14 protein-coding genes are annotated in these 15,517 nt (G+C 56.1%); 6 read left to right on the top strand and 8 right to left on the bottom strand.

Translation table 11 applies throughout. The features are described 5' to 3' along the window. Positions 1–11: 11 nt before the first annotated feature. The 4 genes from ABWH92_RS14995 to ABWH92_RS14980 all read right to left on the bottom strand — a co-directional run bounded on the left by ABWH92_RS14995 (position 12) and on the right by ABWH92_RS14980 (position 3,956). Entirely contained in the window at positions 12–1,025 is a 1,014-nt protein-coding gene (locus ABWH92_RS14995) for a sugar ABC transporter substrate-binding protein (protein ID WP_375569697.1), read from the bottom strand. A 103-nt stretch (positions 1,026–1,128) separates the two neighbouring features. Beyond that, positions 1,129–2,550, bottom strand: a complete 1,422-nt coding sequence (locus ABWH92_RS14990) for a mannose-1-phosphate guanylyltransferase/mannose-6-phosphate isomerase (protein WP_375569695.1) — start codon at positions 2,548–2,550, stop codon at positions 1,129–1,131. A 75-nt stretch (positions 2,551–2,625) separates the two neighbouring features. After that, a complete protein-coding gene (locus ABWH92_RS14985) occupies positions 2,626–3,249 on the bottom strand; it encodes a CoA transferase subunit B (RefSeq protein ID WP_375569693.1) in 624 nt (207 codons plus the stop codon). Between the two features lie 11 nt (positions 3,250–3,260). After that, complete coding sequence (locus ABWH92_RS14980; RefSeq protein ID WP_375569691.1) at positions 3,261–3,956, bottom strand: CoA transferase subunit A; 696 nt, start codon at positions 3,954–3,956, stop codon at positions 3,261–3,263. 425 nt (positions 3,957–4,381) lie between these two features. On the opposite strand from ABWH92_RS14980, the gene ABWH92_RS14975 reads away from it, so the two are divergent. The 3 genes from ABWH92_RS14975 to ABWH92_RS14965 all read left to right on the top strand — a co-directional run bounded on the left by ABWH92_RS14975 (position 4,382) and on the right by ABWH92_RS14965 (position 8,896). Further along, a complete protein-coding gene (locus tag ABWH92_RS14975; protein WP_375569689.1) occupies positions 4,382–5,716 on the top strand; it encodes a porin in 1,335 nt (444 codons plus the stop codon). A 223-nt stretch (positions 5,717–5,939) separates the two neighbouring features. Further along, positions 5,940–8,039 (top strand): OmpA family protein, encoded by a 2,100-nt coding sequence (locus tag ABWH92_RS14970; protein WP_375569687.1) that lies wholly within the window; start codon positions 5,940–5,942, stop codon positions 8,037–8,039. 158 nt (positions 8,040–8,197) lie between these two features. After that, the gene (locus ABWH92_RS14965) at positions 8,198–8,896 is read left to right on the top strand and encodes a hypothetical protein (protein WP_375569685.1); all 699 of its coding nucleotides are present in this window, start codon (positions 8,198–8,200) and stop codon (positions 8,894–8,896) included. 15 nt (positions 8,897–8,911) lie between these two features. On the opposite strand, the gene ABWH92_RS14960 is transcribed toward ABWH92_RS14965, so the two are convergent. Further along, positions 8,912–9,781, bottom strand: a complete 870-nt coding sequence (locus ABWH92_RS14960) for an alpha/beta fold hydrolase (RefSeq protein WP_375569683.1) — start codon at positions 9,779–9,781, stop codon at positions 8,912–8,914. Between the two features lie 5 nt (positions 9,782–9,786). Beyond that, positions 9,787–11,868: a transglycosylase SLT domain-containing protein gene (locus ABWH92_RS14955; RefSeq protein ID WP_375569681.1), complete on the bottom strand. Its 2,082-nt coding sequence runs from the start codon at positions 11,866–11,868 to the stop codon at positions 9,787–9,789. Between the two features lie 328 nt (positions 11,869–12,196). Here ABWH92_RS14955 and dapA point away from each other — a divergent pair, with 328 nt between their 5' ends. Both dapA and smpB read left to right on the top strand, forming a co-directional pair. After that, a complete protein-coding gene (dapA, locus tag ABWH92_RS14950) occupies positions 12,197–13,084 on the top strand; it encodes a 4-hydroxy-tetrahydrodipicolinate synthase (RefSeq protein ID WP_375569679.1) in 888 nt (295 codons plus the stop codon). A gap of 24 nt (positions 13,085–13,108) precedes the next feature. Then, positions 13,109–13,594, top strand: a complete 486-nt coding sequence (smpB, locus tag ABWH92_RS14945) for an SsrA-binding protein SmpB (protein WP_375569677.1) — start codon at positions 13,109–13,111, stop codon at positions 13,592–13,594. On the opposite strand, the gene ABWH92_RS14940 is transcribed toward smpB, so the two are convergent. Next, positions 13,591–14,283 carry a uracil-DNA glycosylase gene (locus tag ABWH92_RS14940; protein WP_375569675.1) on the bottom strand — a complete coding sequence of 231 codons (693 nt, stop codon included), beginning with the start codon at positions 14,281–14,283 and terminating at the stop codon, positions 13,591–13,593. The genes smpB and ABWH92_RS14940 overlap by 4 nt on opposite strands. Continuing rightward, positions 14,264–14,875 (bottom strand): NYN domain-containing protein, encoded by a 612-nt coding sequence (locus ABWH92_RS14935; RefSeq protein ID WP_375569673.1) that lies wholly within the window; start codon positions 14,873–14,875, stop codon positions 14,264–14,266. The genes ABWH92_RS14940 and ABWH92_RS14935 overlap by 20 nt, the downstream gene beginning before the upstream one ends. 222 nt (positions 14,876–15,097) lie before the next feature. Here ABWH92_RS14935 and rpoZ point away from each other — a divergent pair, with 222 nt between their 5' ends. Beyond that, positions 15,098–15,505 (top strand): DNA-directed RNA polymerase subunit omega, encoded by a 408-nt coding sequence (gene rpoZ, locus ABWH92_RS14930; protein ID WP_375569671.1) that lies wholly within the window; start codon positions 15,098–15,100, stop codon positions 15,503–15,505. Positions 15,506–15,517 lie beyond the last annotated feature (12 nt).

The following is a 15,517-nucleotide window of genomic DNA, read 5'->3' as shown; positions in this document are numbered from 1 at the left end:
GGAGGGACGGATTACCAGGGCTGTTCGGCGCCTGGGTACTGGATGGACCAGCTTTCTTCGAAGTTGTCAGCGGTCACCAATAGGTTGGGTGTGATGATCTCATCACAGAGCTCTGCGCGAAGGATCGATTGAGCCAAACCTTCAATGGCCGCGCGACCTTGGAGGGCTGCCTGCTGACCTGAAAGCGCCACGATATTGGTATCGCCGCTGGCAAGTTCTACATAGCCGGGAACTTCAGAATCATAGCCTGCGATGACGATGTCGCGGCCTGACTGCTCCACAGCTTCAGTGGCGGCATTCACAGCAAGAGACCAGGTGGCAAAAATGCCCTTTAGGTCGGGGTTGGCCTGAATGACGTTGGTTGCCAGCTCGAGTAGGCGATCTTGACTGAAATCCGACTGCATAGAGATGACCTGACCGCCAGATGCACCAACGGCATCCAGGATGCCTTTCTCTCGGTCACGTATGGTTTGCAGCGCGAAGGGAATGCCGAGAATGGCAACTTGCGCATTCGCTTCGCCAATTGCGTCCATCATGGCTGAACCAGCGTCGAACGAGCCTTGATAGGATGAGGCGTTCATCACGGCGATCACGTCACCACGCGCTGGCGCACCGCCGACAATGAACACAGGCACATCATCGCGGTTGGCGCGGTTCACCGCTTGACCGATGGAGCTAGCGTCCACCGCCGTGAGGAAAATGCCATCCACCTGACGCTGCAACAGCGCATCGAACTGTGAGAGCTGCGTGTTGGCGTCGAAATCGGCATTGTTGACGATCAGTTCAACGCCGATCTCCTCAGCATAGGCCTCTCCGCCCGCGACGAGCGTGCGGCTGAAGTCATCAGAAATGTTGTTGGTCAAAAAGCCGAAGGTGAGTTCGCGCTCCGCCACGTCGGCGAGCTGCGCATCGCTAAGATGCAAGTCTTCCGCCGTCGCCAAACATGCATCTTGAGCGGCCACTGGCGCTGTGGCCAGCAAGGCAAAAACAGAGGCGGCAAGCGCCAAATGCGGTGTGCGGGTCATGCTTAGTCCTCCCAAGTTCAGGCAATTTTGCCTTTTGGGAAGGAAACAGCATTCTCATCGGCAAATCAATACAAACGATTGTATTTTGTGAAAAGTGATCAGCCTATCGGCGTCCATAAGGGTCATCGTAGCGCACAATATCATCCTCACCGAGATAGCTACCGCTTTGCACCTCGATCAGCTCCATAGGCACCTTGCCTGGGTTTTCCAGCCGATGTTTGGCACCAAGCGGCACGTAGACCAACTCATTTTCGCTGACCAAGCTGACAGCGGAATCGATTGTCACCCGTGCTGTGCCAGAAACAACAACCCAGTGTTCGGCGCGGTGGACATGGCTTTGCAGCGACAAGGCTGCACCTGGGTTGACCACCAGGCGCTTGACTTGAAATCGGTCAGAGAGCGCGAGCACATCATAATAGCCCCAGGGGCGATGATCCCGGGGAAACGAGTCAGCTTGCTTGCTCCCCTTTTTGCTGAGAACGTCGACAGCTTGTTTAACCTGTTGCGCGTTGGATTTGTCGGCCACCAGCACGGCATCCTGGGTTGCCACAACCATCACGTTCTCTAGGCCCATACCGACAACCGCCAGTCTGTCGTCATCAGAGCGAAGGTAGGATGAGGAGCAGTCAAGTGCGGTCGCATCGCCAACGGTCACAACGCCGTGTTCATCAGGTTCGCTTTCGCGCCAAAGCGCTTCCCAGTTACCAAGGTCGCTCCAATCGCCTGAATAGGGCACGACCTTGATATGATCGATCTTCTCCATGATCGCATAGTCGATCGAGATACTCTCAACTTGGCCCCAAGCATCGGCATCCAGGCGCTCAAAGCCGAGGTCTTTGGTTCGCCCCTGTACGGCGTTGCGTACGGTTTCGAGGATGTCAGGTTGGTGGGTGGCAAACGCTTTGACCAGAACGTCAGCGCGAAACAAGAAAATACCAGCGTTCCAGAGATGAGAGCCGTTGGCGATCATAGCAGCGGCTGTTTGAACATCTGGCTTCTCAACGAAACGCTTAAGTGGGAGCGCCGAGGAGCCGCCCACAGCTTCGGCTAACTCTAGATACCCATAGCCTGTTTCCGGACGTGTTGGCGTGATTCCGAATGTAACGATCGCACCGCCCAGAGCTGTTTCAACGCCGCATTGAACGGCATCGCCAAAGGCGTTCGTGTCCATGATTAGATGGTCAGATGGAGCTGCAAGCAGCAGCGACTTCGGATCCGTTTCCTGTGCGATTAGAGCGGCGGCCAAAATAGCGGGTGCCGTGTTGCGTCCTTCCGGCTCAATCAGAATACATCTGGCCTCAGCCTTTGCCTCAGCCAGCTGGTCGCGAACCAAAAAACGGTAACCATCACCTGTCACAATGATGGGCGCCTCCCAGTTCAGCTCGGCCAACCTTCGCGCAGCTTTGGAGAACAGGCTCTCGTCGCCGATTAGCTTCGCAAATTGTTTTGGCAACACTCTTCGGGAGACTGGCCAGAGACGCGTGCCCGCTCCACCACTGAGCAAAATGGGAGTAATGTTGTCCACCGGCTATCCTCTATGCAAAAAGCCGATCATTCAGAATGATCGGCTTTAGAGTTGAAAGCACTCTTACTTGAACAGTCAAATAAGACTTGCTTGGGTCGCTGCCTTGATGTCATCCTCGCTTACACCTGGTGCGGTTTCAGTGATCTTTAAACCGCCATCGACGACATCGAGAACACCCAGATTGGTGATGACACGATCAACAACACCTTTTCCGGTGAGGGGCAGGGTACATTCTTTCAAGAGTTTTGACTCGCCCTTCTTGTTGGTGTGATCCATCACCACGATCACGCGGCCCACACCGGCAACCAGGTCCATTGCGCCGCCCATGCCTTTGATCAGCTTGCCTGGAATCATCCAGTTCGCGAGGTCTCCATTTTCAGCCACTTCCATAGCGCCAAGAATCGCCATCGCTATCTTCCCACCACGGATCATGGCGAAGCTTTGAGCTGAATCGAAATAGGCTGTGCGATCCAACTCGGTGATTGTTTGCTTGCCGGCATTAATAAGATCAGCGTCGATCTCATCTTCAGTCGGGAAAGGCCCCATGCCCAACATACCGTTCTCTGATTGCAGCGTCACATCCACGCCATCTGGAATGTAGTTGGCCACCAGCGTCGGAATGCCGATGCCAAGGTTCACATACATACCGTCTTCTAGCTCTTGCGCTGCTCGGGCAGCCATCTGGTTACGATCCCACATAAATCTGTCCCCTAAGCCGCGCGTACGGTGCGTTGTTCGATACGTTTTTCATGCTCGCCTTGAATGAGGCGGTTCACATAGATGCCTGGAAGATGGATGGCGTCAGGGTCTAGAGAACCAGCTGGCACGATCTCTTCGACTTCCAACACGCAGACTTTGCCGCACGTGGCAGCGGGCTGGTTGAAGTTACGCGCAGTTTTGCGGAAAATTGCGTTGCCTGTTTCGTCGGCTTTCCAGGCCTTCACGATGGCAAGATCGGCAAAAATACCTTTCTCCATTATGTAGGTCTCACCGTCGAAGTCTTTGTGCTCTTTGCCCTCGGCAATCACCGTGCCGACACCAGTTTTGGTATAAAACCCCGGGATACCCGCTCCACCAGCGCGCATGCGCTCAGCCAAGGTGCCTTGCGGGTTGAACTCGATCTCCAGCTCTTCGGCAAGATATTGACGCATGAACTCATCGTTCTCACCAACATAAGAGGACATCATGGTTTTGATCTGCCGCGTATCGAGCAGCTTGCCCAGGCCAAATCCATCAACGCCGCAATTGTTGGATGCGATGGTGAGATCTTTCACACCGCTCTTTACCAGTGCATCGATTAAAAGCTCTGGAATGCCGCACAGGCCAAAGCCGCCAGCGGCAATCAGCATTCCATCGTCCAGCAGGCCTTCTAAGGCGCTGTCCGCCGTGTCGTATATTTTGCGCATCGCGCTCCCCTATAAGAAAGTCACCTGAAAGGTCGGGAACAGGTGGCGCAGTCTCTCCCATGCCGCGCTGCAATATTCAAGTTCACGGTTGGGACGCACCGCGCCGGGCAAATAGGAGTTCAGCATTTACCGCTGCTTTATCAGTTACCGGTCATTAACCAATCACCGCCGCCCAAGCGCCACACCGTGGCATCCTTGCAACACAATCTGCCAATCATATCGACTGCACCCCAAACCCATCACTTGTCGCTTGCATGGGCAAAACCGTTTGATAGGCATGGAGCACGAGAAGGGCTCGCCCAACTCGGCCTGTTTTGGTTGTTTTTGGTTTCGCTTCTAAAGCTCCCGCATCCCAAACAGGCTTAGCTGGATCAGATGTGGTCTGACACGCACTGATCTTTTGTTTGATGATTTGGAGGTCAATTATGACTTTGGCAAAACGCCTTCTCCTCGGTTCGGCTGCAGCTGTTGTTGCAACCACTGGGGCTCAAGCTGCCGACCTCGGCCTGCCGGTTGCACCGGCTGTCGACTACGTGCAGATCTGCTCGATCGGTTCTTTCACCGGTTTCATCCTTCCTGGTTCTGACGTCTGCTTCGACATCTCAGGTTTCGCTCGTGCGCAGGCTGATTTTGGCGTTGCCAACACTGGCAGCTACTACGACTATGACGATGTAGATTTCTCCAGCGAAGTTGAGTTGAATTTCGACGCTCGCACGATGACAGAGTGGGGTCTTCTTCGTGGCTTCATCCGTTTGGGTGAATCTGACGAGGGCGAAGACTACAATCTGGATGTCGTGAAGGCGTTTGTTCAAATTGGTGGCTTTACAGCTGGTCTGACTGACTCATTCTTTGATCCAGTTTACACCGATTACGCGATGGCTGGTATTGGCGCACCTGATGGTGGCACCGACGACCTGACGCTCTTTGGCTACAGCTATGCTGTTGGCAATGGCGTTACATTGATGGCTTCTGTTGAAGACAATGATGGCAATGGTCGTTTCGGCGGCATTGCTGCGGTTGATCCGGTTGCTGGCAACATTTACCAAGGTGGTGCTGCTGTTGCTGTTGGTACCGCTTTCACAACCGGTGCCGGAACTACAATTAATAACATCCAAGACACAGAGAACGGTCTAGCATTTGTCGCCGCTATCCGCGTCGACCAAGCTTGGGGTTCTGCGAAATTGGCTGGTGCTATCACCGAAGTCGATATCGACAACTCTACATTGGCTGCGTTGAACGCGGCTATGGGCTCGACCGTTACCGATGATACCGAGCTTGGTTGGGCGATTTCTGCGTCCGCTGAGTTCAACTTGCCTGTCGGTGTTGACTCTGAATTCGGTATCTTTGGTATCTACACCGATGGTGCTGTTTCCTACGCTGGTGTTGGCACGGGCATCACTGCTCCAGGCGCATCAGCTGCATGGGCTGATCTGTCTCTTGACGCAGTGGTTGACACAACAACGGGTAACCTGCAGACGACAGAAGCTTGGGCACTTGGTGCTGGCGTCGAATTCGGTCTGAATGCTATGACCGATTTGGAAATCGATGGTTATTATGCTGATGTTGACCACGGCGATGCCATTGGCGCTGTTGGCGACTACAATGTCTGGGCTGTTCGCAGCTCGATTGCGTACCGCCCAGTTTCCGGCCTTGAGCTGCGCGCTGGCGTTGGTTACACCGACTACGACGTGAACTCGGCTCTTGACCCATACTTCGACAGTGGTTTCACCGGTCGTTTCCGCGTGACCCGTTCTTTCTAATCTGATTTTTCAGACTTAGAGATTACATCGGAAGGGCCCGGCATTCGCCGGGCCCTTTTGTATTTGTCATGTGGTCATTGCCGGACTTGATCCTGCAGTCCAGCGATGAACGATCTGCACACACAGTCGGTTAAACAGACTTGGCTTCACGCGATGCCCTTGCACCTCTTTGCAAAACCGGCTTTCCTGATGTTGGTGCAGATTTGAAGGGGACTCCATCGACATGTGCAATTGGCGTGCTTGGCTTCTCCCAGGGCTTTTGACCCTCATCTTATTGACGGCCATTGCCGTTTTGGTGCGAGGCGGGCTGATTGAAGCCGATCTCACGGCACGATCGCTCCAAATGCTGGAAGCTGATGGCACGCCTTGGGCCTCTGCGACCTTAGATGGCCGCGATGCAACATTGTCCGGTACGGCACCAACCTTAGCGGCACAAGAAGCAGCGATCGCAGCGGCCGAACGGGTGGCGGGCATCTACCGTGTCGACACGTCGGCGCTTACTGTTCTTCCGCTGGCAGACCCCTACGCTCTTTCCTTCACCATTGACGCCGGCAGTGTCACCGCATCGGGCTCGTTTCCTGATGGTGTAACGCGCGCTTCGCTGCTTGATCAGGTTCGCGATGGGCTTGGAAGTCGCACGCTCGTTGATGAAACGGACTTGGCGCGTGGGGCTCCGATTGGTTTTGGCGGCCTGGCAACCTTTGCTGTCGCAGGCTTGCCCGCTCTCCAGGCCGGATCGATTTCTCTCGATGGGTCAACGCTTTCCATCAACGGCGATGCGGCTACGCTTGAGGGTTATACTCTTGAATTGGAACGCCTTTCCGAGCCTCCAACTGGGCTGATGATTGGTGAGATAGCCATCAATCCACCTGAGGTCTCGCCTTACACATGGTCGGCTGAAGTGACGGATATTGGCGTAACGCTTTCCGGTTTTGTGCCGGATGAGACGATTCGCGCTGCCATCCTCGAAGCATCATCATCGTTGGGCACTGTCACCGACACGATGCAGTTGGGGTTTGGTGCGCCCGAAGGTTTTGCCGATGCGACACTTGCCCTGCTTGGGCAGATGCAGATTCTGGATAATGCAGCGGCGTCCATCACAGACCGAGATATCACATTGTCCGGCGAAGCTGCCGACAGCGCGGCCTATGATGCAGCCAACGCGTTCTTAGGCGCTCTACCCACTGGGTTTGACAGCATTTCGGGTCGCATCGCGCCGCCGGTAGCCGCGCCGTTTACAACAACGCTGTCCAAAACAGACGAAGGTTTTGCTCTTTCCGGATTTCTGCCCGATGAAACAGCTCGTGCCGTGATTTTGGACGCTTTGGCAGACGCGTCGGTCACTGACACATCTACAGTTGCACGTGGAGCACCAGAAGGCGTCGCGCTTGGAGACGTTTTGTCATCCATTGCGAGCTCTTTTGGTGACTTGTCCGAGGGAACCGCGTCTCTGACGGATAGCGATTTGACCATCACAGGCATAGCTTCAAGCTTCTCTGCGGCTGAAGAGGCCGAAGCTGCTCTGATGTCGCTTGCGACTGGTGCCCTGTCGGTGACAGTGGATATCACGCCTGGTCCAGTGTCACCTTTCACCTTTGGCGCTTCGGTTGATGACGCGGCTGTTATGCTTGAAGGTTTCGTTCCGAGCGAAGACGCGCGAACCACTATCTTGGATGACCTTTCAGCGCTTTATCCGGGCCGCGAGGTCACCGAGACGCTTGCCATTGCCGAGGGCGCACCGGAGGGTTTTTTGGAGGCAGTGCAGGCGGGTTTGCGTAGCCTTGGTCGATTGGCCGTTGGCCGGTTGGCCATCAGCGGTTCTGAAGCCGCGATCTCTGGGGATGCCTTTTACGCCGGTTCAAGGGAAAGTATTGCGTCAGACTTCTCAACCAATGCGCCGCAAGCTTTTGACATCACCTCTGATATCGGTGTTTTGGACCCACCTCAGGCCATTCGTCCGTTTGCATGTCAGGTGCAGTTCCGCCGTTTGTTGGCGGGCAATACAATCCGCTTTGAAACAGGCAGCGCCTCGATCAACACGCTATCAAATGGGCTTTTGGATCGGTTGGTGCGCGTTCTGCAGAGCTGTCCCGATGCAACGGTTGAGATTGGTGGCCATACCGATGCCCAGGGCTCCGACGATGCCAACATGACACTGTCAGAGGCTCGCGCCCAATCCGTTAGCGACTACATCACGAACGCTGGCATCCCTGAAGGTCGACTGATCGCGGTCGGCTATGGTGAAACCGATCCTATCGCCGACAACGAGACTGAAGAAGGTCGAGCACAAAATCGACGTATTGAGTTCACCGTTCAACGCTAAGGTTGCATGCGCGCTGGCGCCAAACGCACAAAGGCTAACCGATGTACTATCTCATCACGCAGCTCTGGCTGTTCCTGCTTATCGCTTTCTTGATCGGCGTTGCGACCGGCTGGTTCACCAGCGGTTCATCAGCCAGTGATCGCAAATAGGAGGCTGCGTTGTTCTATTTGGTTCTCCATACAGCCCTACTGATCCTCGCAGCTTTCGTGCTTGGCGCGATTGTTGGTTGCCTTTTGAAGTGCTTCCTATCCGGTGGCAGTGTTTATAGTTCTGGTACCGCTGAGACCAAGCGCTCAACACCAGCGCAATCTGCTGCTGCGGCAGCTGCTGCAACCGTCGCCGCTCGGGCCAAAGCGCTTGAGCAGTCGGCTGAACAGGCTGTGGAAGAGGCCGCCCACAAGGCGGAAGAGGTGGTTGAAACCTTGTCTGCCGATGCGCCCACCATGGATCAGCCAGAAGTGGCATCGACGGACATGGATGATCAGGCCGTCGAGGCGGCGCTGGCGGCCTTACCAGCCAACGCCAGCAATGAAGACAAGGCCAACGCAGTGGGCACGCGCCCAGCTGGCTTGGCTTCACCAACAGGTGGAGCAAAAGACAACCTCCAGCGCATCAAGGGTATAGGCAAAGTGAATGAGGGCAAGCTCAACGATCTTGGCATCTACCATTTTGCCCAGATAGGTGACTGGACACCCGCCGAAGCACGTTGGGTTGGGACCTATCTCGCCTTTTCAGGGCGTATTGAGCGCGAAGACTGGATAGGGCAGGCCAAAGTGTTGGCGGATGGAGGCGAAACTGACTTCGCCAATCGTGTCGATAAGGGTGACGTGCAAACCTCATCTTCAAAGAAAAAGTAACGCCCCAGGTAATCTCTAGAGGTTGTGCTGGAGCAAAAACTGCTCAACAACCGTGAGCACGTCGCCACGCAGGCTTGGCGCATGTCCTTGGCCAGCAATGGTGCGCGCGGTCGCACCCATTGCAATGGCATCATTCAAAGTACCGCCATCAAGCAGATCAGAATGCTCGCCATGCAGCACAAGCGTTGGTCGAGTCACCAAAGCTTTGAAAGGCCCGGAAAGGTCGATGAACGGCAAGCCATCCGGCAAGGCTGAAAGCGGCTCAAGCAGTTTCCGATCAAAGGCTGAGGTAGGGCGCCCATCCTTCTCGTAGAAGGTCAGGCGGGCATAGTGCTCCCAATCCTGCTCTGAAAACACTGGGAACTGAGCGCCCATGCTGGCCTTTACGCGTGCAGCGGCTTCATCCCAACTTGTGGGCAAAGTGGAGGAGGGCAGTTGCCTTTGCAAGCGAGCGATACCGTCGCCAGCTATCCGCGGCCCAATATCATTGAGCACGCTCCCGACCAAAAGGCCCGGACGCGTGAGCGCCAACACCATCGCAAGTATGCCGCCGCGCGACGTGCCAACAATCACGCAATTGTGCATGCCGAGCGCGCAAGCAACCTGCGCCGCATCATCGGCCTCGCGTTGCACGGTGTACTGCGAACTATCGGATGCATGGTCGGACTCACCACGTCCCCGTGTGTCCATCAGGACAACCCGTCGCGGCGCATTGCCGTGAAAGGCGAAATGGTCTCGCAGGTCGTAGAAATCGCGTTTGGTACGCGTCAATCCCGCCAAGCAGAGTAAAGGTGCGTGGTCAGAACCATGGCGCGGCCCCGCATCCTCGACCGCTAGGCGCAAACCGTCACTGGCCAAAACCGTCAGATGGCGAACATCACCCACTGGCGTCAGCCATTAGCGGTAAGCTGCTGATAGACAAAGATGTTTTCAAGCACGCGTTGCACGTAGCTGCGTGTTTCAGAGAATGGGATAAGCTCGATCCAATCAATCACATCAACCTGTCCGGCGCGCGGGTCACCAAAGCGTTCGATCCACTGGGGCACACGACGCGGGCCAGCATTGTAAGCGATAAAGGTAAGGATGTAGGAGCCGTTATACTCGGCGATCAGCTCGTCCAGATGATAGGCGCCAAGCGTTACGTTGTGGGCTGGATCTGAGGTAAGTCGGGCGGTGGAGTGTGAAACGCCAACCTCTCGTGCAATACGCCGAGCGGTTTCTGGCATCAACTGCATCAAGCCCAATGCACCGGCGTGGCTGCGGGCACGCGCATTGAACCCACTTTCTTGGCGCGAGATCGCATAGGCAACCGCTTGCGGTAGCCGCTCGGGTATCCTTGCATCTTGGGGAAAGGCACCGGTCGGATAGCCCAACAGCGCAAGTGAACGGTGGCGCAGCGCACCAATCTTGCCAATCTGAACCACACTTGTCGCATCACCATGGCGCGCTGCTAACTCCGCCATCGCAGCAATCTGCGCCGGGGTCGCGCCGTCGCGGGCCAAAGCGTAGAGGAACAGGCGGGCATCTGTGCGCCGGTCCATACTGTAGAGCGCGTCAGCGTAAGAGAAGTAAGCGTGGCTCGGCGCTTGCGCCCTCGGCACGTCTTCAAAGCGGATGGGCAACCCAGTGATGGTTGAGGCAGCTTGGCCGTAAAACGTCTCGCCATAGGTCATGGCTTGGGCATAGGCCTGATTGGCGCCTGTTGTATCGCCACGTGCTGAGAGAGCTCGGCCCAACCAATAGTAACCGCGTGCCCGCGTGATAGGTGTCGTTCCGATTTCCAAGATCTGTCGGAAGTGCGGTTCGGCACGATTGGGGTCGTTCAGATACCGCAGGGCAATCCATCCTGCCAAAAATGAGCGCTGCGCTTCATCACCGGCGCTGGACCCTGTTGGTGCAACGGCCAACTGATAGGCGCCATCGAACTGACGCGTCTCGAGCAAGTCGCGCGCCACGATATGGCGTTCGCGCCACCAAACATCAGGGCGCACCAGGGCATCGCCAGTCTGGCGCACCGACCGCAGCAATCGCGCCGCTTCACGGGGCTGATCGGCTCGGCGGTAGAGCCGAGCCAACTCATAGGTGATGTGTATATCGCCGGGATTGGCCTCATGCGCCCTGCGCACCAAATCGCGCGCGCTGGCGCCATCTCGTATAGCCCGACCACGAACGGCAATGGAATTCTGGTCGGCGGAGGGCAGATACTGGCCAACGCGTTCGGCACCTGTCACGCGATCACGATAAAGCAGCCAATGGGCACGATGGCGATGATCGTCTTGGGTCAGCAAGCTGCCAAGAGAAGAGAGAAGTCGGGCTTCCAGGCCATCATCGAGAATATCACCACGCCAGAGCGCAGCAGCAAGACGTCGAGCTTCCTGCGTTTGCCCTGCTTGGGCAAAAGCTTGGGCTTGCGCCAGTTGGGCTGCGGGGGTTCGCGCGTCACGTGTGCCAAATAGGGAAACGGGCGGCACCTGATTGCCGTAACGCTCCATCATCGCGACATCGGTTTGGCGAGCAATGATCCCTGCGCCTGGCCATCCCGCGAACGCATCGCGAAACGCTGTCCGTAGTTCCAAGGGAAGATCATCGGCCCGGGTACGCGCGATCATCCAGAGGCCCAGATCACGTGTTGCAGGATCTGTGATGCCTTGCGCAATGGAGTAAGCCCGCTGACCTTGATCGTTCGCCAAAGCCTGCGAAAGGGGCTCCAAGGCGCGCGCCGCCGCCGATGCATTGCCGCCAATGCTTCCGGTGAACAGGGGGGCGGCATCCGCTTGAGCTTGGCGGGCAAGCGCATGCGCGGTTCCGATGGCCGAAGATGTCGGTGATGTTTGTGTCGCGGTGCCAACTGGATGAGCAATTGGGTTGGGCGGAGAGAACCGCTGGGCAAGTGCAGCGCCGCCAAGCACCATCATTACCAAAGCGCCGGATACGGCCGAAATGGTCAAGCGAGAGAGCGGAAAAACCGACACGGGAGCAAAGTTCCTTCAACACGGGTTCTGCGCGAATACTCCAACGCCGACAGTTTCGCGCACAAAACGGCGAAAGTCTGGTCATTTGAACTGGAATATCGTCGACAAGGTTTGGTTCACCATGCACCGCTCTTGGTGAAAACGAGGTGAAGATTGCCGTGGACGCGCAGACACGCCTCATCAACGTTCCATCAACCATGTTAGCGACTAACCATTCGTGCCGCGGCCGCTTGCGGGATCGTTCGCGTCTACCTATGGTCCGGCAACCTTATTCAAGGCTGCCGCAAGGTCTGCGGTGGCCTTTCTTGCCTTTGAAGGAGACCTGGCCATGCTCACCCTGGGCGGCTCAATTCCAGCGCTTGTCACCCCGTTTGATGGTGACGCGGTCGATTTTGATGCGTTGGACGCGATCGTGGACTGGCAGATTGCCGAAGGTTCGTCCGGTTTGGTGCCGGTCGGAACCACCGGTGAATCGCCAACTTTGAGCCATGACGAGCACAAACAGGTGGTAGAACGCGTGGTGAAACGCGCTGCTGGGCGCGTGCCTGTTGTCGCTGGAGCAGGGTCTAACAACACAGCTGAAGCCATCGACTTTGGCCGCCATGCCCTCAGTGTCGGCGCCGACGCGATCCTTGTCGTTACGCCTTACTACAACAAACCCGGTCAACAGGGGCTCTATGCCCACTATATGGCGATCGACGCTGCCGTCGATCTGCCGACAATCATCTACAACATTCCTGGCCGCTCTGTGGTGAACATGAGCGTGGAAACGATGGCGCGTCTGCACAAAGAAGGCCGGGCCATTGTCGGTGTTAAAGATGCCACAGCCAATCTTGTGCGCGTTTCTGAACAACGCGCGGCGGTTGGCCGTGATTTCATTCAATTATCAGGCGAGGATGCGACAGCCATCTCTTTCAATTCCCATGGCGGGCAGGGCTGCATCTCCGTAACGGCCAATGTTGCCCCAGCGCTTTGTGCGCAGATGCAAGCGGCATGCGCCGCAAATGACTACGCCAAGGCGCTCGATATCCATGATATGTTGATGCCGCTACACACGGCGATGTTTGTTGAAACCAATCCTTCACCTGTTAAAGCCGCGCTTGAAATGCTTGGCAAATGCAAGGCCGATGTGCGCCTGCCCATGGTGCCGATTTCCGAAGCGACACGCACGCAACTTGGTGATGCGATGCGCTTTGCTGGCCTCTTGAACAGTTAGGCGCGCGCACGCATCTAGAGCACTATGGCAGCAAAGAAAAAAGGCGCGAACGACGGCCCACGACGCACAGTGGCCGACAACCGCAAGGCGCGCTTCAACTATGAATTTGTCGAGACATTTGAGGCGGGCCTGCAGCTGACAGGCACCGAAGTCAAAAGCTTGCGTGAAGGCAAGGCGATGATCGCCGAAAGCTATGCAAGCGCGGAGGGCGATGAGATATTTCTCATCAACTCCTACATTCCAGAATATCTACAGGGCAATCGCTTCAACCATGAAGCCCGACGTCCGCGCCGATTGTTGCTGCACCGCAAGCAGATCAACAAGCTGATCGGTGCGACGCAGCGCGAAGGCATGACAATGGTACCGACCAAAATCTACTTCAATGATCGTGGTCGCGCGAAGATCGAGATTGCGCTCGCTAAGGGTAAGAAGATTCACGACAAGCGCCAGACCGAAAAAGCCCGCGATTGGCAGCGTGACAAAGCACGCCTTATGCGAGAGCGCGGCTAAGACGGCACTCTGTCGAGTGCGTCTTGAATGCTATCAAAAACAGCCTCAAACATCGGCACGGTGAGGCGGCCTGTGTTCGTGTTGTAGCGCGAGCAATGGTAGCTATCGATAAGCACCAAACCACTATCGAGCGCATGCACTGCATTGTGCCCGAAGGTGTAAGCTGAGCGTTTGATGGCAAAGGCGCGTAGGACTGCGTCATGCGAAATGCGCCCCAAAGCCATAATCACTTTCAGGTTTGTCATGCCGCCCAGGAGTTCTTGAAGGAAGGCGTTGCAGGTTGCAATCTCCGCACCAATGGGCTTGTTCTGAGGTGGAACGCAGCGCACCGCGTTGGTGATCGCGACGTTGTGAAGGGTCACACCATCATCGGGCCGCGCGTCATAGGTGCCTTGGGCAAACCCATACTTGCCAAGCGTCGCGTAGAGCAGATCGCCGGCATAGTCGCCGGTGAAGGGACGCCCAGTCCGGTTGGCGCCGCGGAGCCCTGGGGCTAGCCCAACGATAAGCAGATCTGCATCAGCATCGCCGTAGGTTGGCACGGGTCCATTGTGCCAGTCAGGATGATCGGCTTGGTGTGAGACAGCGAAGTCATGCAAGCGCGGGCAAAGTGTGCAGGGCAGGGGTGGTTCGCTGTTGGCAGGAAAGCCAGCGGCCACACCTTGCTGCTCAGTCGTCGTAATCGTCATACTCGTCGTCATCATCATCAAAGCGCTCGCGCCGCGCCGGGCGTTCTGAAGGATCACGGCCAAGGCGATCCGTCAAATCGGCAAGATCAAGAAAATGATCAGCCGTGCGCCGCAAATCATCAGACACCATAGAGGGGGTGGTTTTCAGCGAAGAGACGACGGTCACCTTCACCCCCTTCTTCTGAAGCGCTTCGACCAGAGCCAGATAGTTGCCGTCACCGGAAAACAGAACCAGATGATTGATCGAGTCAGCCAGCGTCATCGCATCGACCGTTAGATCAACGTCAAGCGAAGGGCGAACTCGCCGCCGCTGTCCGCTGTTGTCTGTGAACTCCCGCATCGGCTTTGTAGTGATCTGAAAGCCGTTATAGTCCAGCCAATCGATCAGCGGACGTAGTGACGAAAACTCCTGATCGTCTGCCATGGCTGTGTAATAGTGCGCGCGCAGCAGATAGGCATCACCAACAAAGCTGGTCAGCATGCGCCGATAATCGATATCGACGTTCAAATTACGCGCTGTTTGATAAAAATTTGCACCATCGACAAAGAAAGCAACGCGTTCACGCATATCAAAAGGAAAATTGGACGACATTATCATCTTCTCCAGATCGAAAAAATAGAATCAAATATTGCAAGAGATGCTGCTTATACTGCAGCACCTTCTGGCTACTCAGAAACGGCGCGCAACTCAAGAGGATAAGAGCGCGCACCCAAAACGAAACGCTCTGGCAACAACCCAGTCGCGTTTTGCTTGCGTTTCGCGGCGAGCCTGCGTATAGCCACCGTAAATCCAAAAATGTTTCAGGAGGGCCGCATGGCTCGTGTGACTGTCGAAGATTGCGTCGACAAAGTCGAAAATCGTTTTGACCTGGTTCTTTTGGCCGCCCATCGTGCGCGGTTGATCTCGTCTGGTGCTGAACTCACCATTGACCGCGATCGCGATAAGAACCCTGTTGTGGCGCTGCGTGAGATCGCCGACGAGACCATTCTTCCCGGTGATTTGGAAGAACAGCTTATTCACTCCTTGCAAAAACAAGTTGAGGTTGATGAGCCCGAACCCGATGTCGTGCCTATGATCCCGTCACCAGAAGCGATGGCTGCATCGTCGGCGGATGGTACTGACGTGCCCGATGAAGGCATGTCGTTTGAGCGCATGACCGAAGAAGAGCTGCTGGCCGGATTGGAAGGTATCGTTCCACCTGAGCGCAAAGACGATATGTAGTTTGATCTTCGC

Source organism: Ahrensia marina, assembly GCF_042140245.1.
Taxonomy (GTDB): Bacteria; Pseudomonadota; Alphaproteobacteria; order Rhizobiales; family MH13; genus MH13.
The sequence above is the reverse complement of the archived record's forward strand: the minus strand, read 5'-3'. Positions and strand labels throughout refer to the sequence as shown.

What these genes read in the sequence shown, in the direction of transcription:
- ABWH92_RS14980 (WP_375569691.1), bottom strand. Translation starts at nt 3,956, where the DNA reads ATGCGCAAAATATACGACACGGCGGACAGCGCCTTAGAAGGCCTGCTG.
- ABWH92_RS14970 (WP_375569687.1), top strand. Translation starts at nt 5,940, where the DNA reads ATGTGCAATTGGCGTGCTTGGCTTCTCCCAGGGCTTTTGACCCTCATC.
- rpoZ (WP_375569671.1), top strand. Translation starts at nt 15,098, where the DNA reads ATGGCTCGTGTGACTGTCGAAGATTGCGTCGACAAAGTCGAAAATCGT.
- dapA (WP_375569679.1), top strand. Translation starts at nt 12,197, where the DNA reads ATGCTCACCCTGGGCGGCTCAATTCCAGCGCTTGTCACCCCGTTTGAT.
- ABWH92_RS14975 (WP_375569689.1), top strand. Translation starts at nt 4,382, where the DNA reads ATGACTTTGGCAAAACGCCTTCTCCTCGGTTCGGCTGCAGCTGTTGTT.
- ABWH92_RS14985 (WP_375569693.1), bottom strand. Translation starts at nt 3,249, where the DNA reads ATGTGGGATCGTAACCAGATGGCTGCCCGAGCAGCGCAAGAGCTAGAA.
- ABWH92_RS14995 (WP_375569697.1), bottom strand. Translation starts at nt 1,025, where the DNA reads ATGACCCGCACACCGCATTTGGCGCTTGCCGCCTCTGTTTTTGCCTTG.
- ABWH92_RS14935 (WP_375569673.1), bottom strand. Translation starts at nt 14,875, where the DNA reads ATGTCGTCCAATTTTCCTTTTGATATGCGTGAACGCGTTGCTTTCTTT.
- ABWH92_RS14940 (WP_375569675.1), bottom strand. Translation starts at nt 14,283, where the DNA reads ATGACGATTACGACGACTGAGCAGCAAGGTGTGGCCGCTGGCTTTCCT.
- smpB (WP_375569677.1), top strand. Translation starts at nt 13,109, where the DNA reads ATGGCAGCAAAGAAAAAAGGCGCGAACGACGGCCCACGACGCACAGTG.